At 54.8% G+C, this 22,115-nt stretch carries 12 protein-coding genes and 3 pseudogenes; 3 read left to right on the top strand and 12 right to left on the bottom strand.

Going from position 1 to position 22,115, the window contains the following annotated elements:
- Positions 1-12 precede the first annotated feature (12 nt).
- Together gndA and gntR are read left to right on the top strand one after the other, a co-directional pair.
- Positions 13-1,500 (top strand): NADP-dependent phosphogluconate dehydrogenase, encoded by a 1,488-nt coding sequence (gene gndA, locus P4S53_RS21720; RefSeq protein ID WP_337114335.1) that lies wholly within the window; start codon positions 13-15, stop codon positions 1,498-1,500.
- A gap of 109 nt (positions 1,501-1,609) precedes the next feature.
- On the top strand, positions 1,610-2,611 hold the full coding sequence (gene gntR / locus P4S53_RS21715) for a gluconate operon transcriptional repressor GntR (RefSeq protein WP_337114334.1): 1,002 nt from the start codon (positions 1,610-1,612) through the stop codon (positions 2,609-2,611).
- A 188-nt stretch (positions 2,612-2,799) separates the two neighbouring features.
- Here the strand turns inward: gntR and P4S53_RS21710 are convergent, their stop codons facing one another.
- The 12 genes and pseudogenes from P4S53_RS21710 to hemL form a co-directional block, all read right to left on the bottom strand.
- Positions 2,800-4,719, bottom strand: a complete 1,920-nt coding sequence (locus P4S53_RS21710; RefSeq protein ID WP_337114333.1) for a beta-N-acetylhexosaminidase — start codon at positions 4,717-4,719, stop codon at positions 2,800-2,802.
- 9 nt (positions 4,720-4,728) lie between these two features.
- A pseudogene (locus P4S53_RS21705) lies at positions 4,729-5,615 on the bottom strand (BadF/BadG/BcrA/BcrD ATPase family protein).
- Positions 5,608-7,346 (bottom strand): annotated as a pseudogene (locus P4S53_RS21700) (glycoside hydrolase family 9 protein). The pseudogenes P4S53_RS21705 and P4S53_RS21700 overlap by 8 nt, the downstream one beginning before the upstream one ends.
- A 74-nt stretch (positions 7,347-7,420) precedes the next feature.
- Positions 7,421-8,416 (bottom strand): ABC transporter ATP-binding protein, encoded by a 996-nt coding sequence (locus tag P4S53_RS21695; protein WP_337114332.1) that lies wholly within the window; start codon positions 8,414-8,416, stop codon positions 7,421-7,423.
- Between the two features lie 23 nt (positions 8,417-8,439).
- The gene (locus tag P4S53_RS21690; protein ID WP_337114331.1) at positions 8,440-9,405 is read right to left on the bottom strand and encodes an ABC transporter ATP-binding protein; all 966 of its coding nucleotides are present in this window, start codon (positions 9,403-9,405) and stop codon (positions 8,440-8,442) included.
- Positions 9,405-10,433, bottom strand: coding sequence for an ABC transporter permease (locus tag P4S53_RS21685; RefSeq protein ID WP_337114330.1), 1,029 nt, complete (start codon positions 10,431-10,433; stop codon positions 9,405-9,407). The genes P4S53_RS21690 and P4S53_RS21685 overlap by 1 nt, the downstream gene beginning before the upstream one ends.
- A 2-nt stretch (positions 10,434-10,435) precedes the next feature.
- Positions 10,436-11,425 (bottom strand): ABC transporter permease, encoded by a 990-nt coding sequence (locus P4S53_RS21680; protein WP_337114329.1) that lies wholly within the window; start codon positions 11,423-11,425, stop codon positions 10,436-10,438.
- Positions 11,426-11,563: 138 nt separating this feature from the next.
- A complete protein-coding gene (locus P4S53_RS21675; RefSeq protein ID WP_337114328.1) occupies positions 11,564-13,237 on the bottom strand; it encodes an ABC transporter substrate-binding protein in 1,674 nt (557 codons plus the stop codon).
- 841 nt (positions 13,238-14,078) lie between these two features.
- Positions 14,079-17,515, bottom strand: a pseudogene (locus P4S53_RS21670) (response regulator).
- 280 nt (positions 17,516-17,795) lie between these two features.
- Complete coding sequence (gene rsmC / locus P4S53_RS21665) at positions 17,796-18,836, bottom strand: 16S rRNA (guanine(1207)-N(2))-methyltransferase RsmC (protein ID WP_337114327.1); 1,041 nt, start codon at positions 18,834-18,836, stop codon at positions 17,796-17,798.
- Positions 18,837-18,931: 95 nt separating this feature from the next.
- On the bottom strand, positions 18,932-20,014 hold the full coding sequence (locus P4S53_RS21660; protein ID WP_337114326.1) for an AI-2E family transporter: 1,083 nt from the start codon (positions 20,012-20,014) through the stop codon (positions 18,932-18,934).
- A gap of 233 nt (positions 20,015-20,247) precedes the next feature.
- Positions 20,248-21,543: a glutamate-1-semialdehyde 2,1-aminomutase gene (gene hemL / locus P4S53_RS21655; protein ID WP_337114325.1), complete on the bottom strand. Its 1,296-nt coding sequence runs from the start codon at positions 21,541-21,543 to the stop codon at positions 20,248-20,250.
- A 195-nt stretch (positions 21,544-21,738) separates the two neighbouring features.
- Here hemL and erpA point away from each other — a divergent pair, with 195 nt between their 5' ends.
- Positions 21,739-22,080 carry an iron-sulfur cluster insertion protein ErpA gene (gene erpA / locus P4S53_RS21650; protein WP_027253150.1) on the top strand — a complete coding sequence of 114 codons (342 nt, stop codon included), beginning with the start codon at positions 21,739-21,741 and terminating at the stop codon, positions 22,078-22,080.
- Positions 22,081-22,115 lie beyond the last annotated feature (35 nt).

Below are 22,115 nucleotides of genomic sequence, written 5' to 3'. Positions count from 1 at the left end.
AAAGGAAAAAGAATGACATCCACCCAGTGCAATATTGCCATGATTGGTTTAGGCGTAATAGGGCGAAACCTGACGCTGAATCTGCTGGAACACGGTTTTACGGTGGCCGGCTTTGATCTGCAGGCCTCCCTGGTGCAGCAAACAAAGCAGCAGGCTGAAACGCTGGCGAAAGCGCCGTTCACAGCCTGCGAATCTCTGAATCAGGTATTGGCGGCGTTGCAGACGCCGCGGGTGATCGCCTTGTCTGTCCCGGCAGGAAAAGCGGTCGATGCCGTGATATCGGATTTGCTGGAGGCCGGACTGGAACCACAAGATACTGTGATTGATACCGGCAACAGCTTGTGGACGGATACCCTAGCCCGTGATAAGCGGTTTCAGGGCCAGTTCCAGTTTTTCAGCACAGCCGTCTCTGGCGGTGAAGAAGGTGCCCGCCATGGCCCGGCTTTGATGGCCAGCGGCAGTGCCGCGGCCTGGCGTCAGGTTGGCCCGATGTGGACCGCGATTGCCGCGCAGGTTGACAGCGCGGGTCAGCCGTTACCGCCACTGAGTCAGGGCGAAGCCTGCGCGGCTTACCTGGGACCGGATGGTGCCGGCCATTACGTGAAAATGGTCCATAACGGTATTGAATATGCCGACATGCAGTTGATCTGCGAGGTCTATCAGTTCCTCAGTCAGCAGCTCAAAATGCCTGCCGCCGAGATAGGCGAGATCTTTGCCAGCTGGAACCAGGGTGTACTGAACAGCTATCTGATGGAAATCAGCGCCGATATTTTGCAGCAGCAGGATCCGGACTCCGACCGGCCGCTGGTGGAAATGATCCTGGATAAAGCCGGGCAAAAAGGTACAGGTTTGTGGACGGCCGTCAACAGCCTGGAAGTCGCCAGTCCGGCGCCGACGATTGCCCAGGCGGTGTTTGCCCGTGCGATGAGCGGGATGAAGTCCCTGCGTGTGCAGGCGGCCAAATCACTGCCACTGGTCGCGGATGACGCTGAGATCCTGGATAAAGCCGAGCTGATCGCCCAGCTGCATGATGCACTCTACTGCGCCAAGCTGTGTACCTACGCACAGGGGTTTGCGCTGATGAAAACCACCGCCGCCGGGCAGGGATGGCCGCTGGATTACGCCGTGATTGCCGGGATCTGGCGCGCCGGCTGTATTATTCGCGCCATTTTCCTGCAGGATATCAGCCGCGCCTTCGAGCAGCAGCCGGATCTGGACAACCTGCTGCTCGCCGATCACTTCCGCACTCAGCTCACCGAGCGTCAGTTAAACTGGCGTAAAGCGGTTGCGGCTGCCAGCCTGGCCGGTGTGGCCATGCCGGGGATCAGCTCAGCGCTGCAATACTTTGACACCCTGCGCAGTGAAGTGCTGCCGGCCAATCTGTTACAGGCCCAGCGCGATTACTTTGGTGCCCACAGCTATTCGCGCATTGACCAGCCTGAGGAGGACGCTTTCCATCTGAGCTGGAGTCAGTCCCCGCGCGTGCAACGCAAAGTGTAATGCAAACAGGCCTCAGGGCCTGTTTCTTTTTGCGCCAGGTTACAAATCACAACAGGCGCTTGTGGTAATCTTGGGACTGTTGAGCCCAACCCGACACATGAAAAATACCATGACAACCAAAAATAAACGCCCGACTTTGCAGGATGTTGCGAACCTGGTCGGAGTGACTAAGATGACGGTCAGTCGTTACCTGCGCGATCCCAGTCAGGTTTCTGCGGCCTTGCAGAGCAAAATTGCCGCCGCTGTCGAGGATCTGGGATACATTCCCAATCGCGCCCCCGATATTTTGTCCAATGCCAAAAGTTATGCCATTGGCGTGCTGGTCCCCTCACTCACCAACCAGGTCTTTGCTGAAGTGATCCGGGGCATTGAAAAGGTCACCGGTCCTGCCGGCTATCAGACCATGCTGGCACACTATGGTTATAGCGCTGAAATAGAAGAGAAAAACATCGCCTCCCTGCTGTCCTACAATGTGGATGCCATTATTCTGTCAGAAAGTGTGCATACCGAACGGGCGCGAAAAATGCTCGATACAGCCGGGGTGCCCGTGGTGGAAATCATGGACTCGGTTTCCCCGGCCATTGCTCAGGCGGTGGGGTTTGATAATCAGGCCGCCGCAGAGGCGATGACAGAGCAGATGATCGCCCGCGGTCGCCGGCATATTGTGTATTTTGCTGCCCGGATGGATGCCCGGACCCACTTGCGCTTTACCGGTTATCAGCAGGTGATGCAAAAACACGGGCTGGTGCCACGCAGCATTCAGACCGAGGAAGCCTCCTCGTTCAGCTTAGGCGCCGGTTTATTGCGGCAGTCATTGGCAAAATATCCGGATGCCGACGGTATTTTCTGTACCAATGATGACCTGGCCATCGGGGCGATTTATGAATGCCAGCGGTTAGGGATTCAGGTGCCGGCGCAAATGGCGGTAGCCGGTTTTCACGGCCATGACATCAGTCAGGTGATGGTGCCGCGTCTGGCCACTGTGATCACACCGCGTGAACGGATTGGCTATGTCGCTGCCGAGCAGATTCTGCAGCGGCTGCGTGGCGAGCCGGCGGCAGAAAAGGTGATTACCCTGGATGTGAAAATTGAGCTGGGCGAGAGTATTTAACGGCCCTGAGTGCGGGTGATTTACGCCACACCGAGCCAATCATCCGGCCGGTGGCAGAGGTAAAAAAGGGGACCAAAGGTCCCCGAACTTATTGCCAACACAACCATATAGGATGTAAAAGACACTTCACGACACACGACAGAACCCACCCGCAGCTCACCACTGTGACGGGCTCTGGACATGTTCTGTTAACCCTGACGGTAGTTCACTCCCACCCGGTCTAAATAGTGCAGCTGGCCATGCAGGCGGGCTCTGAAATCATCCCAGTCACGCTGATCCGGCGGGCACCAGCACACTTCACTGACCGCCAGCAGGCGAGGATAGAGCAGGTATTCAAACCTTGCCTGGCTGTAGACATGCTCACACCATAACGCGCACTGAATCCCCATGATTTGATTCAGTCTGGGATCGTTTGGCTCCAGCTCAGCCAGCGGACGATAGCTGTACACGGTTTCCAGCGGTAAGATCCCGGCCCAGTTGGCTCCGGCTTCCTCGGCGGCATGTCCCTGCGCCAGATCCAGATAAGTGTACTGCGCGGGCTGCATAATCACCTGGTAGCCGTTGCCGGCACAGTCCAGTCCGGCTTGCTCATTCATCCACGGCATCACGATGGTGTTTTGACTGACTTTGTCGCCTTTGACCACTTCCTGCCAGCCGAGCATGCGCTTGCCTTTTTGGGCCAGGTAGTTTTCAACAAAGCGTAAAATATGGCCTTGCAGCTCAAACGGGTCTTCATAGCCCTCTGCGGCCATCAGCTCGCGACACGCCGGGCTGTCGGTCCAGACCCCGTTGGGCACTTCGTCTGCCCCTACATGCAGGAAAGGGGCCGGGAACAACTCGCAGACTTCATCCAGCACAGTGGTCAGGAAGGTGTAAGTGCCAGGCAGAGCCGGTGACAGAATGTTGTCCGAATAATTCTGGATGCTGCGGTACTGCGAGCGATCCGCTTCATCAACCAGCAGCTCCGGCAGCGATTTAATGGCTGCCCGGCAATGGCCGGGAATATCGATTTCCGGGATCACCTGAATGCCGCGATCAGCCGCATAGGCGACGATATCCCGGATTTGCTGCTTGGTGTAAAAGCCGCCGTAACGGCGATCAACGGTCGAAAACTGCGGAACCAACTGCTCTTGCGGTCCGCGCCATGCCCCGATCTCAGTCAGGGCAGGGTAGGCTTCTATCTCGATGCGCCAGCCTTCATCGTCGGTCAGGTGCCAGTGGAACGTATTGAACTTATAGCGGGCAAGCTGATCAAGCAGTTTTTTGATCCGGGCAACGGAGTGAAAATGACGCGCACAATCCAGCATCATGCCGCGGTGGCCGTATTGCGGCTGATCGTTAATTTCCACCATAGGCACGCTGAGTGAGTGCTCAATCTGATGCGCCGGCTGAGCGGGCAGCAGCTGCAGCAGACTGGCTGTGGCATGGCTGAAACCGGCGGCTGAGCTGGCTTCGAGCCAGATGTGATCGTGTTCGACCAGCATATGGTAAGCGCCTTCAGCCAGATCGGCGCGCGCCTGATAGTGGATATTGCCGCCGGAGCTGACCTGCAGTGGTGTGTCGAGCCAGTGGGCCAGTTCCTGTTGCAGCCAGTTCACACTGCCCTGTGCGGCGTCAGGAAATTCCGCCAGCGCGGTATCGCGGGTAAAACGGAATTCGCCCGGCAAGGTTTTCAGACTGGCAGGAGCCGGGATCAGGTTAATCGGTTTGGGCGCAGGCAAGGCGACCGTCTGTCTGTCCTGCACCGGGTGTTTGAGGTTCACCGGGGTCACAGTGACCGGCAGTGCTTCGCCTTGCTGATTGGCATACAGGCAGGCATCGATCACGCCGTCACCATGCAGGGTGAGTGGCGGGGTCTTGATGGAAAACTCGGTATAGAAATGGCTGTTGGGTGCCAGCGCGGCAGCGTCTGAGGCTGACAGGGTACAGTAGCTGCCAATCTGCTGCAGTACGCCGCGAGAGACCGAAGCCGGTTCAATCCAGCGACTGAGGATAAAAGCCAGGGACCAGGCTTCCAGCGCCTGTTCCCCCAGATTGTGTAAGGTCAGCGCGAAGCGGGATTCCGTATCGGTTTGATTGATAACAGTTAAATCAAGGCGATAGCTCATGATAGCCCCTTATAATGGATACAGGTTATGATCGCCCTGGGCGATCAGTATTGCGCCATCCATGGCATCTCCCTGCGGAGCAGCCAGTCGGCGTTGAATAGCGGGGTCAGCCAAGGGGCGATGCGCTCGCCGATGCCGCCCATCAGACACACCTGCTCTGCACCGCGTGCCAGCAGAGCGTTGAGCCACATCTCGATATCTGCGGCCGTCTGCTGAAGCAATGCCACCGCCAGGCTGTCGTTTTGCGCTGACAGTTGGAAAATCTGCGGCGAAAACTGACCATAATCACAAGGACGAGCGGTTTTTGACCATTCGACAATCGCATCGACATCCTGTCCGAAGTGCGCCAGTACATGGCGGACCAGTTCGGTCTGAGGCACGATGCCGTCAATGCTCAGCAACACTTGCTGAATGAGCCGCAGGCCCATGATAGCGCCGCTGCCCTGATCGGAAATCGGAAATTCCCGCCCGCCCAGCACAGTGATCTCCTTGCCGCGGCGCAGAATGCCGACAGAGCCGGTACCGGCAATGAAAATGGCGCCGTCCTGCCCGTTCCAGGCACCCAGACAGGCGCCGTAGCCGTCAGTATTAAGCACCATCCGGCCATAGGGATGCGGCTGGGCCATGAAGTCGTACCAGGCTTTGCGATGTTCAGCACCTGCCAGGGCCAGACCGACAGCCATGTGAGAAAAGTCGCCATCGGTCAGGCCGGCTTTTGCCGCGGCGGTCGCAATCGCATCTTGTATCGATGCCATAGCAACTTCAGCGCCGAGCAGAATATTGGCACTGCCGGTTTTCGCTTCAGCCAGTATCCGGCCGTTTTGATCGCAAAGCCGTGCCCGGCAAGAAGTGCCGCCGCCGTCAATACCGACCAGAAAACGCAAATTATCAGCCATGGTGGCGCTCCTTACATTGCATCACGATCGCTAGCAGATACCAGGCGGCATGCGGGATCCATTGCTCCCCCAGCGCCAGTTCTGCAGCATGTCATTGGCCTGGGCCGGCGGCGCAAAGGCAATGTCCGCTTCATTGTCAAATCCCGAGGTAATGCCATTGCAGATGCCGCCTTTGGCATTGAAAAACCCTAGCTCAGGCAGATAGACAGGATTATTGCGGCCGTGTCCGTCCAGCATGCTCATATCAAAGGGATTCAGGCCCAGCACCCAGTTCAGGAGCTGCTGACCGTAATCTTTCAGCCGCTGGCTCAGCTCACTGCTGTGCACAACCGGGGCGGCCATGAAGGCCATGGCGGCGAGAGAGCCGAGTCTGGCATTTTCTCCCTGCCACCAGTAGCCGCTTTCATTGTTGTGCGGAATAAAGAACGCACTGTGCTTGTCGCCATCCACGGCTTTGACATACTGGCGCGGATAGCCAAAAGGATTCGCAGCCGATTGCGTGATGTTCAGTTCAAAATGCAGTGCATTGTCCAGCACTTCTTCTATGGCGTTCAGGCGGTGCTGATCCGATTCAATCGGTAAATACTGCAGCAAACTGATGACCGGCAGACCCGCTTCGGCGGCATGAAAATATGGCCGGCTGCCATCAGCGTTCGCGCTCCAGTAATGCTGCTGCTGGTGATCGGACTGCTGACGGGCAGCCAGCCGATCTGCCCAGTCACGGGCTTCGCTGAGATAGCGGTTTTGTTCGGTGGCTTTGAACAGCTCAACCGCCGCCAGCAGCGCGCAATATTCGTCAATGATGTTTTCTTCGCCATTATCCAGATACTGGCAGTTGTGGGTTTTCAGATGCCAGTAAGCGGTCTGGGCAGATTCCAGATAGGCGTCGGTATGTTTTATCTCGCCCAGATCCAGTTTTTCCATGGCCGGACTGCGTACCAGCCTGGCCGCAGCGGCCAGAGCGGCGATCGCAATGCCGCCACCCTGACGAAAAGCGGCCTGATAGCTGTCAGCTTTGATGCCCTCCTGAGTTGAATAGCTACAAATCTCCCGTTGCCCGGTGGATTTACTCCACTTATCGAACACTGTCATATAAAAATAACCCTGCGGTGCATGCATCCGCAGTAAAAAATCCGCGCCAAAAAGTGCCTCTTCAATCAGGCGGACGCGGGAAAAATCCGCAAAAGCGGGATCACCCTGCAGCGACTCAAAGGCGGTGAGCATATTCCACACCACCATAGGCGTCTGCTGCGGATTGAGGTAATTGGCATAGGACAAGTGACTCAGGTATTTACTGACATCGCCCGAGGCGTCGTACCAACCGCCATGGGCGTCGACGACTGTGTCCTGATGGCCAAACAGCGGGACGGCATGATCGTGCTGATCAAACTTGCCGCCACAGCGCTGGGATTTGAAATAGTGAAGCACATCACTGAAAGTGCGCTGCATCAGCAAGCCGTCTGCGATCTCAAAGTCTGAAGACTCAAGATCACCGAAGCGGATCCGGTAGCGTCCTGCTTCCTGCCAGGCACTGAAATCGATGGGCGTTGCCGTGCCTGTGTGCCACTGATCTGTGCGCTGGCTTTGAGAGAGCGGCAGTTGCATCACAGCTTGTCGGTCATCACTGCGGATCAGGCTCGCCTGCGTCAGGGATAAAGCGCCCTGATGCTGAACGATGGCAACTTTATGACCTGTTCGTTCATAACCGAGATGGTTGATTAACAACTGCATAGCTTTCCCTTGTTGTTGTGAGTGATTATCGGTTTTTCAGCGATGTTCGCTGTGATTCGTGACCTAAGCTGCCATCAGCTATCGAACAGATAGCAGCGGACAAAATGGTTTTCTGCCAGCTGTGTGACTTCCGGCAGGCGTTGACGGCACTGCTCGGTCGCATGGACACAACGTCCTGCAAACGGACAGCCGACACTGTCTGGTGTCCACAGCGGGATATCCCCTTTGTTACCCGCTAACGGCTCATGGATCGACTTGCTCGGATCCGGCACCGCTGAGACCAGCAACTGGGTATAAGGGTGCTGCGGGTGATGGATGATCTCTTCGGTATCTCCCCATTCCACCATGTGGCCGACGTACATCACGGCCAGATCTTCGGCGATATAACGCGCAGTGGCGATGTCGTGAGTGATATAAAGCAGCGCCATCTCGCGCTCAAACTTCATTTCTTCCATCAGGTTCAGGACACCGGCACGAATCGAGACATCCAGCATGGAGGTCGGTTCATCGGCCAGCACCACTTCGGCGCCGACCGCGATATTGCGGGCCAGGTTGACGCGCTGACGCTGTCCGCCGGAGAGCTGGTGCGGGTACTTTTCGGCTGTGGCTTTGGGCGGGATCAGCCCGACTTGCTCCAGCAGTTCATAGACTCGCTCTTCCAGCTCTTTTTTATTGCCCCGGCTGACTTTGTTGTGGATCAGCAGGGGACGGGCCAGATGGTGAAAAATCGTATGGGTCGGGTTGAGCGATCCGAACGGATCCTGCCAGACCATTTGTACCCCCTGACGGTACTGCATCAGCTCGCTTTTTTTGGTGATGTCCTGAATATCACGACCAAAATACTCGATTGCCCCTGCCGTGGGCTCGTACATTTTGGCGATCATTTTCGCAGTGGTGGATTTACCGGAACCGGATTCTCCCACGACGGCCAGACCGCGACTTTTGTACATTTTGAACGACACCTGATTCAGTGCCCGCATCTTGGATTTTTTCAGCGAGTTACTGTTGACCGAAAAGTCTTTGACCAGGTTCTTCCCTTCGATAATGGGTGTTCCGACTGGATTGCTCATTTTGCCTCCGATCCTTCTTGTTATCACTTGTTGTACAGGTGGCAGTTGCTAAAACGGCCGGGTTCCAGTTGGCGAAGCTGTGTGCTTTGCGAGAAGCAGGCGTCGTGCGCTTGGCTGCAGCGCGCCTGAAAACGGCAGCCCTGAGGCACTTCCAGCAGGTTGAGCGGATTGCCCGGAATGCCGGTCAGACGGGTTTTGGGCCCGGTCAGTGGTGGAAACGAGCTGCCCAGCCCCTGGGTGTAAGGGTGGTACGGGGTTTCCAGAATCTGCTTTGACGGCGCGACTTCGACCAGTTCACCGGAATACATGATGCCGATGCGATCAGAGAACTCGACCATCAGAGACAAGTCATGGGTGATGAACAAAATCGCGAAGCCGAATTCTTCTTTCAGGGCATAGATCTTTTGCAGGATCTCGCGCTGGACCACCACATCCAAGGCTGTCGTCGGTTCGTCCATGATGATCAGTTTGGGGTTCAGTGCCAGGGCAATGGCGATCACCAGGCGCTGGCGCATACCGCCGGAAAACTGGTGTGGGAAATCACTCAGTCGGTCCGGGTGGATATCAACGATCTCCAGCAGCCCCTGAGCGCGGCGCACGGCCTGCTCCCGGGTCATGTTGGTGTGACGCATGATCACATCGCAGAACTGCTCTTCCATGGTCAGTACCGGGTTGAGGGCGTTCATCGCACTCTGGAAGACCATAGAAACCTCACTCCAGCGAAAGCTGTTGAGCTTCTGATCGCTGAATTTCAGGATATCGCCGTGGCCGTCGAACAGCACTTCACCACCCGTAATAAACGCAGGCGGCTTGTGCAGACGCATCAGGGAAAAGGCAACGGTGGATTTACCACAGCCAGACTCACCTGCCAGCCCGAACACTTCACCTTTACCAATGTCAAAGCTGACATCGTTGACGGCGCGGACATCACCGGCGTCGGTAATATAGTCGACGCACAGGTTGCGAATTGAAATTTGTGGAGTCGTCATTACTTCTCTCCTCCTTGCAGTGCAGGCTGAACGGTCGTCGCGGTGGCAGGCTGTGCCTGTTGGTTTTTCTTGGCCATGTTCTGCCAGCGGCGCAGGCCTTTGTGTGAACGCAGCTGCGGGTTGGCAATTTCATCGACGGCGAAGTTCAGCATCGCCAGTCCGATGGCAATCAGCGTCAGGGCCACGCAGGGTGCCAGCAGCTCCCACCAGGCGCCAACCAGCATGGAGGAAGAGGTCTGTACGTTGTACAGCATCACGCCCCAGCTGATCGAGTTCGGATCGCCCAGGCCAAGGAAGGACAGGGTGGCCTCTGTCATGATGGCGAGCATCACAGAGCCGATGAAGCTGGCGCCGATAATCGAAATCAGGTTCGGCAGAATTTCGACAAAGATGATGCGCCAGGAAGATTCGCCCAGCACTTCAGCCGCTTTGACAAACTCTTTTTCGCGCAGTGACAGGGTTTGCGCCCGGACCACTCGTGCGCCCCATGCCCAGGAGGTCAGGGCGATGACCACGGCAATTGTCAGCGGTCCGGCCTGGCCGATAAAGGCGGCGATGACGAACAAAATGGGGAGCTGAGGCATCACCAGCATGATATTCATCGCAGCGGTCAGGGTGTCGTCGATCCGTCCGCCAAAGTAACCGGCAGACACACCGATCACCGTGGCCAGGAAACAGACCATCAGACCGGCACCAAAACCAACCGCCAGAGAGGTACGGGCGCCGTAAACCAGCTGAGACCAGATATCGCGGCCCATACGTGAGGTGCCCAGGACATGGTCGGCTTTTTTCGATAACCGCAGGGTCCGGCTGTTATCGGCCAGATTCTGCGCCACCCAGCTGTCGGGATCGTTTTGTGCTGCTTTCACAATGAAGGCCGGATACTCGTGCGGATTGCCGGTACGGCGGTCAGGCTCATGCTTCGTGATCAAAGGGGCAAACACAGCGGCCAGGATAAAGAGACTGATAATGATTAAGCCGGCCAGGGCTTTATTGTTGTTTGAGAGTAGTTTGATTAAACCTTTCATGATTATTTGCCTCCCTTACGCAGGCGAGGATCCAGTGCCACGATCAGCAGATCGGCCAGGAAGTTAAAGAACAGCATAAACAGTGTCATGATCAGCAGCTGACCTTGCAGGACCTGATAGTCACGGGCGTGAATGGCGTTGAGCATCACAGTGCCCAGGCCCGGATAGTTAAAGATGATCTCGACAATCAGCTGACCGCCAATCGCCATCCCCAGCGCCATGGACAGGGCTGTCACGCTTGGCAGCATGGCATTACGGGCGGCATAGTTGAAAACCACGCGGTTTTCATTCAGTCCCTTGCCTTTGGCCATGGTGATATAGTCTTCGTTGAGCAGGTTGATCATGTTATTACGCATGCTGATCAAAAAGCCGCCGATCTGAATGGCTGTGGCACACAACAGCGGCAGGACCGCGTGGTACAGAACGTCTTTATAGAAGGCCCAGCTGGTCCAGTCTGGCAAAGTACCAGGCGTGTAGGCATAGCTGGTCGGGAACCATTTCAGGCCAAGTCCGAAAGTGAACAGCACCAGCATGGCAATCACCACAGGCGGAACGGCCTGAATCACCAGCATACCGGGAGACACAAAGGCATCATATTTACTACCGCGCTTCCAGGCGGCGAAAATACCCAGCACAGAGCCGATGCAGAAGGCCAGGATGACCGCAGAACCTGCCAGGAACATTGACCAGCCGACCGCCCCGCCCAATATTTCGGTCACGGTCTGCGGATAAAATTTGATTGAAATACCCAGATCCCAGTTGAGGATACTTTTGATATAGGTGAAATATTGTTGGTACCAGACCTGGGCTTCATCAAAACCAAGCAGTTTTTTCATCGCTTCGATACGCTCGGCAGTCACCTGAACGGAAGCATTGGCAAACATCATTGTCACCGGATCGCCGGGCATCGCCCGGGGAATTGCGAAGTTCAACGTGGCTGCAAACAGCAAGGCAACCAGGTAGAACGATAAACGACGTAGAAAAAATCCCATAACTCACACCTTTCCCAACCAGTGACTTACGACTCTGGGCTGAACTCTGGACGAAAAACCCCCTGACGCCAGGCGCCATACTTTATACAGTGGGGGAAGAGGCGGTGCGCAGAACACGCACCGCAAATTAAGCAATAATTATGATTTTGGTTTCAGGTCAAGCACTTGAAGCAAACGCTCTGGAACACCAGCCCAAACCATCGGACGACCGTTCGGGTGTTTCTCGTTCCACCAGCCCGAGAAGCGGGTCGTGTTGTACTGGAACATATCAGCACTGGACATCACAGGGATGGTGATCTGATTTTCAGCAATGATTGCCTGAATCCGATGCGCCATGTTCTTCTGTTCATCTTTGTTGGCTGTTTTATAGAAACCGTCCAGCAGTTTGTCTAGCTCGGCATTCTTAAAGAAGTGCATCGCAAAACGCGGGTTTCCTTCGCCCTGCAGGCGGGAGTTGTAACCACTGTTCCAGTACAGATGCGGATCCGCACCGTGGAAGTAGTTGGTGTACGCCACATCATAGGTCCCTTTAATCATGCCTTCGTTATACACAGCGAAGTCAGGGGTCCGTGCGTTCGCCTTGATACCGGCTTCCTGCAGTTGTTCAACCGCCAGTTGTACTGTGTTGTTGAAGTCGGTCCAGCCGTTCGGAGACTGAACGTCCAGCTCAATCTTCTTACCGCTTGGTGTTTCAACGAAACCGTCGCCATCGAGGTCTTTAAAGCCGGCTTTTTTCAGCAGTGCTTTTGAGCCTTCAAGGTTGTAGGTGTTGAAATCTTTGTACTTGTTGTAAACCGTATTGTCAGACCATGCTTTGAAACCGTCACCCAGGCCAGACGCATAGTGGTTTGGTGTACCGCTGCCGTAGAAGGCAATGTCGATGATGGTTTGACGGTCAATCGCCATCGAGAAAGCACGACGGAAGTCTACGTTGTTGATAGCTTCGTTGTTCCCTTCTTTTGGCGACTTGAAGTTCAGCATGAAAGTCTGGGTACCAGACGCCGGATACCAGTATTTGTGGTTCTGATTAGACGCCGCATAGGTGCTGTCGATGTCCGGGATGAACGAGGATGTCCAGTCCAGCTCAGAAGCAATGACTTTGCTCAGCAGCTGGTCATTATTGGCAATCTGAGGCATACGAAGACAGTCAACATCCAGGTTAGCGTTGTCCCAGTAGTTCGGGTTACGGCATTGGATGTACAGCTGAGGTGTGAAAGTGTCGATTTCAGTAAACGGACCTGTACCGACCGGATTTTCGTTGGCAAAGGTTTCAGGCTCTTTCACTTTGCTCCAGATGTGCTCAGGAACGATAGAAACGAAAGACATTTCATAAGGCACGTTGGAGTTGGCTTCAGTCAGATCGAAAGTGATTTTGTCGCCGTTAACTTTGACGTCTTTTACCCATTTGCTGATACCGCGCTGGTCAAGTGCCGGGTGGTTTTTCAGCAGGTCATAGGTGAATGCCACGTCTTTGGCTGTAAAAGGTGTTCCGTCAGACCATTTCACGCCGTCACGAATCACGAAAGTGACTTGCATCAGGTCGTCAGACATATAGAAATCTTTTGCCAGACGCATCACAGGCTCGTTGCCGTGCATTTGGTTAAAAATAACCAGTTGCTCAAAAACGAAGTCTGTCGTTGTACGCAGGTTGGTTTGCAAATATGGGTTGAAGTTACGTACCAGAGTCGGATAAAAATCAGGCACGATGGTCAGCTCACTGCGCTCAGCACTCATCGCAGGAGAAGTCATGGCAGCGGCAGCCGCGGCCAGGATGGCAAGTGTTACCTTTGTTTTCTTTATGTTGGCAAGCATAGCTGTTCCTTACTCTTTGCTTTGTAGGGTTTACGTTTCACTTAGGTTCCCCTCCATCAATGGTGGGGCTGGTCATCCACTCTGGACCGGTTGAGTAAAGCGACCTGGTGCAGATGGCCTGTGGACACTCAGTGCCCTAAGGAAACGACTTCGGGCGTGAATCGTCAATTGCATTGCACGTTAAAAACGTCAAAAACGCTGAGCTTGCTGTCAAAAACGTAAAAATCGCCCGCTATTCTACGGAAAAATGACAGCCATTCTAGTCTTGAAACGAATTGATAACTATCCTCACGTGAGTGCTTACTATCGAAGTATTCTTTTATTATTAATGGTTTAATTTTTATTTAAACAATGAATCTCACTGGCGTTGAACGGAAAAGCCCTTATTTTCAAACGGAAATTTTTTGTGAAGATTTTGTTGTGATTGGCGTCTCATATCATGAAATTTATCATTAGCCGCCCTTGGTTTGTGGCGCTTCAGGCTGTTTTTTCATCATCACCTGGTGGCAGTTTGTACTTTATGTTGGATGAAAAGTAAGCTTATTTTTCGTCACGAGAATACACTGACGAGCGATTTAAGGGCGGGGACTGTGGCATGAGCCGCGACCTGAAAAATGCGCAGGGTACGGGGTATGGCTGAACGGCTGATGGCGAATGGGAGCTTGATGGCGTGGCGTACGGATGGTGGCGGAAAATGCATTTTTCCTTGCTGTCCGGGCCGCAGAGTGACACAAATCAGCCTCTAATCAGAGAGGGCTATTTAGCCCATAGATGGCGGTTATCCCCCCGCTGCGGGATCTTTCAGGGGAGTTGCTCACGGTTCGGGTTGAAACGGCGGAATTTACTGACTGATCATACGCTGAAGCCGGTTGCGCATCTCAAGGATCGCTTCCCTGTCCCGGCTTACTTTGGGACAGCGTTCCAGGACAAAATCCAGCGTGTTGAGCACGGTGCGCCAGCGCGGTGTTTTCGGCAGGGTTTCCAGCTGTAAATATTTGTCCAGAGTGCGGGTTTGCAGTGTGCTCCTGTCGAGGTACACGCGCCACAGGCCACTTTCTTCAGCCAGATCAAACTTGGTTTTTCCGGTGGAGGTTTCCCAGAACTGCAGGCAGTCTTTCATCACATCGACCAGCATTTGTCTCAGCTGATCGGCTTTATCAGGCTGAGCGTGATCCAGCCGGTCTGCCAGCTGGCTGAACTCGCCGCCCATGTCGCGTAAACGCTGCAGGCTGTGCTTGTCGCCATCTGTCGCGAAGCCGGAGAGCACATCCACAGCATTTTCCAGTAACGCAATTCGTTGTACTGAGCTGGGCCCCTGACTGTCAAAGATAAACATCTGACTGAGCCCGGACTCGGCGGGCAGCTGGATGAGATCGGTCGCCAGAGTCTGCTTGCTATCTTGAATCCGATAGCTCAGTTCGCCGCTGTAATGGCGGTTCTGTTCGATATCTTCAGGCAGCTGGGTCAGCAGCAGATCCTGAATCGACAAGCGTTCCAGCTGTTCCGGCGCGCGCTGAAACAGCTGGCCGGCGGCATTGTTGGCATAACGGATACGGCCATCTTCGCGGGTACACAGGATGGCCTCACTGGTGGATTCCAGCAAGCCCAGCAGGCGTGTCTGGGTATCCAGCAGGGCCAGCTGTACCTGTTCACGGTGGCGAATTTCCTGCTGCAGCCATTGATTTTCAGTGCGCTGTCTTTCAGTCTGGGCGGCTTGCAGGTGGGCTCGGATCCGGGCGGTCAGCTCGTCTTTATTAAAGGGCTTGGTCAGGTAGTCGTTGGCACCAAATTCAAAGCCTTTCACCCTGTCCCTTACTTGCCCTAATGCAGAGAGCATGATGACCGGCAGTTCAGTTAAACTGTAGCGGGTCCGTAATTGCTGACACACTTCATAGCCGCTCATGCCCGGCATCATCACATCCAGCAGGATCAGTGACGGTTGATGCGCTTCCATCAGACGGAGGGCTTGCTGACCGTTTTCCGCGGTGATCACCCGATAGCCGGCAATGCGCAAAAAGCTGGTAACGACCTGTAAGTTCACCGGTTCATCATCGACGACCAGTAAGAGCTCGCCATCCGGGTTATCGGGCAAGTCATCCATATTGACCGTATTGGCATCCTGACGCGGTGCCTGGAAATGACCCTGTTGCGGCGCGCTGAGCTGGCTGCGGGCAATGTCTTCTTTGGTAGCCAGCGGCAGGGTGAAGCTGAAGGTCGTCCCTATCATTGGCTGGCTGCTGACATACAGGCTGCCGCCCATCAGCTCAATCAGCTGACGGCTGATGGACAGTCCCAGCCCGGCTCCCTGGTGATAGTTGGCTGAGCCAGTGTTGGCCTGCACCAGGGGTTCAAAAATGTGCTCCAGTTGCTCGGCGGGTATGCCCTGACCGGTATCGACCACCTGGATGCGGACCTGACTTTCCAGCACAGTGGCAGAAAGAATGATTTTGCCCTCTGAGGTGTACTTAATGGCGTTGCCCACCAGGTTGTACAAGATTTGTTCCAGGCGTTGTTCATCAGCAATCACCAGAGGCAGATCCGGCGGGATCTGATTGATGATACGCACAGGCTTGCCATCAAGCAGGTGTGCCGACAGTTCAAGCACTAAGCGGTTGGCCGCGGCCAGATCGACTGCGTGGGGCTGGATATCGAGATCGCCATAGCGCATTTTATGGTAGTCGAGCAAATCGTCGACCAGCTTGGTCAGGCGCTGCCCACTGCTGATGATCATATCCAGCTGACGTTGCTGATCCGGCTGGATCGGCCCGTTGGCACCGGCCAGCATGGCTTCGGCGATACCGACCATGCCGTGCAGCGGGGTGCGCAGTTCATGGGAGGTGGTGGCCAGAAATTCGTCTTTGAGCTTGTCTGCGGCCTGCAGTTCTTCGTTCTGTTGCCGGATGACGGCCAGATTGTGTTCCAGCTCGGTATTTTGCTCGCGGATCAGGGTAATTTTTTCGCGAATAGAGCGTTGCATTCTGGCAAAGCTGATCGCCAGCCGGCCAATTTCATCACGGCGATCGGTCGAGGTGATCTTTTGATCCAGATCGCCGGCTGAGACTTGCTCGGCGGCCCAGGTCAAACGCAGCAGCGGGGCGGTGATGTAATTGGACAGCCAGTGCGCCGTGATGGTCACCAGGATAACGGCTACTAAGATGGCAAGGAGGAAAAATTCCTCTAACTGGTGGATACGGGAGAAAGCTTCCTGCTCGGGCAGCTCAACCACCAGGGCCCATTTGTTGCCGAGCACGTCAATCGGAGCATAAGCACTGAGCACTGGAATCTTGTTGAAGTTCAGCAAGCTGCCGACACCAGCCTGGCCTGCCAGGGCGTGATCAATGCCGGCACTGGCCAGTTCTGCCGGTAAATCGCCGTCGTTGGGCAGGCGCAGGTTATGGTCCTGCCCGATGAGCAGGGTCTGGACGTACTGATTGGCCTCACTGCTGCTGGACATGACGTCGGCAATAGTGCGGTTACTGAGTTTAAAGAACGCGAAGCTGTGCAGGTAACCATGCTGAATAATCGGGGCAGCGAACCAGGCGGTGGCTTCCCGGTTATCGCCATCGGCGGCAAAATCGGTAAAGGCGATAGGCATTTGTTCCGGTTCGCGATCACTGGTTTCCCTGTGGCTATCGCGAGATTGACGATCTCTGAACTGAGCGGTCAGGGTTTTGATGGTGCTGTAGGTCTGGCTGAGCGCCGGATATTGCGAGTTGCCGGCCCCTAATTTGGCTGCAAACAAATCCGGGCTGCGAGAGGTATACACCACATGACCATCCAGATCGACCAGCAGCAGGTCGCTGAAATCAGAGCGTTTCAGGTATTCCTCATAAGCCCAGTGATAGCGTTTGTAGATCAAACGATACCTTTCCTGAACGATAAAATCAGGGGAGGTGTTATCGACTTCGCTGGACGGGGGTCGCGAGATCAGGGTACGGCTGAAGTATTCGCCGTTGGTGGTGCCTTTGCTGAGGCGGTTGATGTCTCCTAACTGGCGGAATGCGCCGACTATGCCGTAAAAGCGCCCCCACTGGCATTGGCCAGTTCAGAGCGGACAAAGCTCTGTATTTCAGATTCTTTCGCGGTAAAAAAGGCACTGAGCTGCTGGCGCTTGTTATCACGCAATGACGCCAGGTGGCTGGTACTTTGTTCGGCCAGATCCCGGGTGTGTGAATGCAGGAAAAACAGGGAAGACAGGGTGAGCGGGATCAGGCTCAGCAACAGGAAAGCCAGCATCAGCGTATGCTGGAGGCGTTTAAAACGGGTGGTATTTTGCATGTCCGGCTGACCTTTGATCTGCTGATACAAATCTGTCTGTGATGCTATCAAAAGCGCTCACTGGCATTTTGCCAAAACGAAACCGGCCGTTTTGACGGTGAACAGGCAGGTTAAGCGGGGCTTTTGCAGCTGAGTAACCGTTTATACTGAGTTTTTTTCACAATCAAGGAAGTCATGGGTGAAGCGTGTGCTAAGACACAATTTTGACGGTATTGACGTATTTTACGTTAAAAAGCACCGAAATTTTGCCTGTCACTGTCAGAGTGACAGGCAAAATAATTCATTTTTTCGCGTGATAAATTGAGAACTTATTGTTCTTGGCGCGAATATCATAGCCACCCAGGCAACGTTCCAGCAGTGGCGGATACTGCAGAAAATTATTGGCCACGATGACCAGTTCCCCGCCTGCTGTCAGATGATCCGGAGACTGCTCAATAAACTGCTCTGTGGCAGCGTAGAAGGTTTTCAAACCGGCATGGAAGGGCGGGTTGCTGATGAGAAAGTCGTATTGCTCCGGCAGCGAATGGTAGACATCGGTGGCAATAAAACACCCTTCCAGGTGGTTGACGCGGAAGGTTTCCCGGGCAGATGCAATCGCCAGGGCACTGATATCGGCCAGATCCAGAGTGATGTCCGGATAACGGGTTTTCATCACCGCGCCAATCACGCCGGCACCGCAGCCGAAATCCAGCACGCGTCCGGACAGATCCGGCAGGTTGTCCACCAGAAGGCGGGATCCCTGATCAAATTCGCCCAGGCTGAACACGCCCGGCAGTGAACGAATCGTCAGGGTATGCTCACCAATCGTCAGGGTGTAACTGCGGAACCAGTCCTCAAGCTTGAACTCGGATGCCTGCTCCTGACAGCGCCCCCAGTAAAAGCTGCACCGCCTGGCGGTATCGTATTTGTTGAGCGGGCCGTAGGAGGCAAACATTTTTTCGGCACTGCGAACGCCACTGCGGTTTTCACCGACAATGCAGATCTCGGTTTCCGGTCCGCAATGCGCCAGCAGCATCGCCAGCAGATACTCGGCTTCAGCTTTGGCTTTCGGCCAGTAGAGCAGGATCATGTCAACCCCCTGCGCATCGTCGGCTGACAGTTCGGCACCAAAATGGCTGCTAATCTTGCTGGAACGGCTCAGGCTGAGATGCTGGCCATAGTGGGTGGTGAAGACCCGGACACTGCTGGCGACGGCTGCCAGTTCGATCGGATAGAGATCGTCCAGTTCCCCGGCGACCAGCACATGGCGATCGGTAAAAAAGTCGATTTGACGGGCAACTACCTGGCTGGCAGCACTATAGGTCGACGCATTGGAAGACATGAGAGCCTCTGTGGTGATTCTGATTCCGGGCGCGAATTGTTCCACAATTCCGGCCGTATGAAAAGGCAGCCGTTGGTGCGGCTGCCGACGGGTGACTAGCTCTGATCCTGTTGGTCGAGAAAGTCTTTAAACTCGGTTTCATAGAGTTTAAACAAGACTAAGGTGACCGCGAAAATGATCGGTCCGTATATCAGGCCAATCAGACCAAACAGATGCAGACCGCCCAGAATAGAGAAGAAGATCAGCAAGGTATTCATGCCTGAGTTGCCCTGCATCAGCAGCGGACGAACGAAATTGTCGATCGAGCCGACCACAAGAATGCCCCAGGCGATCAGAAACACCGCCCATTCCCATTGATCGATCAGCAGGAGATATAAGGACGCCGGCAACCAGATCAGTGCTGTACCGAACACAGGAATGAAGGAAGCAAACGCCATCATCGATCCCCAGAACAGTCCGGGGAAACCGGCCAGCCACATGGCAAAACCGCCGGCGACGCCTTGTGCCAGCGCCGTCAGGAAAGATCCCATGACGGCGGATTTCGCCACCTGCTCGACTTCGGTCAGCAGGGCATCTTCCTGGCTGCGCGATAAAGGCAATACATGGCGCAGAGTGGCGACGATTTTGTCGTGGTCACGGAGCAGAAAGAAGAGCACAAACAGCATCAGCAGAAAGCTGAGCACAAAGTTCGTCGCATCGCCCAGCAATTTGGCACTGATATTCAGCAGCTGGGTCCCCAGTTTAGAGGCCGCTGACGCCAGTTTCTGAACGATGGAATGCACGTCCAGGCTTTCAAAAGGAGACCATTTGTTGATGGTATGCAGCACAGTTTGCGCATAAGGATGCGACAGGACTTCCTTGGGCCCACCGGTTGTCAGCCAGGCATAGCTGTCTTTGGAAAAGGCGGATCCTTGCTGAACGATGGACGCGAAGACGATCAGCACCGGGATCACGATGATAAAGGTCAGTATGGTGCAGGATAAAATGGCAGAGCGGTTTGGCCGGCCAAAGCGTTTTTCAATTCTGGCGTGCAGCGGATAGAACAGCAGGGAAATGATAAAGGCCATGACGATTGGGCCGAGGTATGGCTCAATCAGCCGGTAACTGGCATAGGTGGCCACTGCCAGCGCAGCCATGAGCATCCAGTGTCTCGACTGGGCTTGAAAAGGTTTTGGCACGGAATTGTCCTTCAGCAGAGTTGCAATCTGTTTATCATTGCATCCGGTTGAGGTGCTGGCAATGGCGTCAGTGAGTATTTCTGTGATATTTCAGTGACATCTGTCCGGAAGAAAAAGATGTTCATTCTGTAGCAGGGGCTGGCTGCAGAACGTATCTGGGGCGGTGCAAGTGGCAGAGCAAAAAAAGGGCAGGATTTCTCCTGCCCTGACGGAATCATGATGGGGGACGCGTTTTACTGGGCTTCTTGTGCCAGCGTGGCAAACGCGTATTCCGCGGCTTCCAGTGTGGCGTCGATTTCTTTCTCGCCGTGTGCCAGAGACGTAAAGCAGGCTTCGAATGCCGAAGGCGCCAGATACACGCCTTTTTGCAGCATCAGATTGAAGAAACGCTTGAATCGCTCAACATCACAGCGGGCAACGTCCTGGTAGCTGTGCACATTTTGCTGATCGGTAAAGAAGAAACCGAACATAGCACCGACCTGATTCGTCACCAGCGGGATGCCATATTTGTCGGCCAGCGTCTGAAAACCTTCGGCCAGACGCTGGGTGGTTTGCGCCAGACGCTTCTCATTGCCTTCCTGGGTCAGGATCGTCAGGCAAGCGTAACCGGCAGCCATGGCAACCGGGTTACCCGACAGCGTACCGGCCTGATAGACAGGGCCGGTTGGCGCAATATACTGCATGACCTCGCGGCGGCCGCCGAACGCACCGACAGGCATACCGCCGCCGATGATTTTACCCAGAGTCGTCAGATCCGGTTTGACGTCGTAGTAAGCCTGAGCGCCGCCGTGAGCGACACGGAAACCTGTCATTACTTCGTCCAGGATCAGCAGGGCACCGAACTCGTCACAGATCTCACGCAGCCCTTGCAGGAAGCCCGGTACAGGTGGAATGCAGTTCATGTTGCCAGCCACAGGTTCCACGATGATGCAGGCAATTTGTTCTGGGTGTTCAGCAAAGGCTTCACGCACCGATTCCAGGCTGTTAAAGGTGCAAGTCAGTGTGTGTTTGGCGAAATCGGCCGGCACACCCGGTGAGCTTGGCTGACCTAAGGTCAGGGCGCCGGAACCGGCTTTGACCAGCAGGCAGTCAGCATGGCCGTGGTAGCAGCCTTCGAATTTGATGATTTTGTCGCGGCCGGTGAAACCACGGGCCAGGCGAATGGCACTCATGGTGGCTTCGGTGCCAGAGCTGACCATGCGCACCATTTCCATGGACGGCACCAGTTTGGACACCAGCTCGGCCATGGTGATTTCCATCTCGGTTGGTGCACCGAAGCTCAGACCCTGACGGGCAGCATCGATCACCGCATCACGGATGGCAACATGGTTGTGGCCAAGGATCATAGGTCCCCAGGAGCCGACATAGTCGATGTAAGCTCTGCCATCGGCATCAAAAATATAGGCACCGTCGGCACGATCAATAAACAGCGGATCGCCGCCCACGCCAGCAAACGCGCGGACCGGAGAGTTGACTCCGCCAGGAATGGTGTGTTGTGCTTTGGCAAATAATTCAGCCGATTTGCTCATGGTTATTTCCTGTCATCCTTTGGTGATAAGGGCGCCATTGTACGTAAATGCGAATTCAATGGCGAGAGGGCATTTTGATTGGACAGGCCACTGATACGACGCGTTTGTGGTCAATACTTGAACGCAGCAGTCAGGTATTAGATAATCGTCCCAAAGGTCAGTTGACCCACATGAAGATGAATTGAGAGGTTGCTAATGAGCGATGCCAGTTTCCCGCTGAACTTTTCGGATGTTGCAGCGAATAAGGTGAAAGCGCTGATAGCGGAAGAGGAAAACCCTGAGCTGAAATTGCGTGTGTATATCACAGGTGGTGGCTGCAGTGGCTTCCAGTACGGTTTCACCTTTGACGAAAAAGTGAATGACGGCGATACCACCATAGAGAACAGCGGTGTCACCCTGGTGGTTGATCCGATGAGTCTGCAGTATCTGATTGGCGGTACGGTTGATTATACCGAAGGACTGGAAGGCTCCCGTTTCTTTGTGAGCAACCCGAATGCCACCACCACTTGCGGCTGCGGTGCATCCTTTAGCGTGTAAAGCGCCGCTACAGCTGTTGCCAAAAAAAGCCGTCA

It is taken from the genome of Photobacterium sp. Hal280 (assembly GCF_037162255.1).
Lineage (GTDB): Bacteria > Pseudomonadota > Gammaproteobacteria > Enterobacterales > Vibrionaceae > Photobacterium.
Note: the sequence above shows the minus strand (reverse complement) of the source record. Positions and strands in the feature narration are given on the sequence as shown.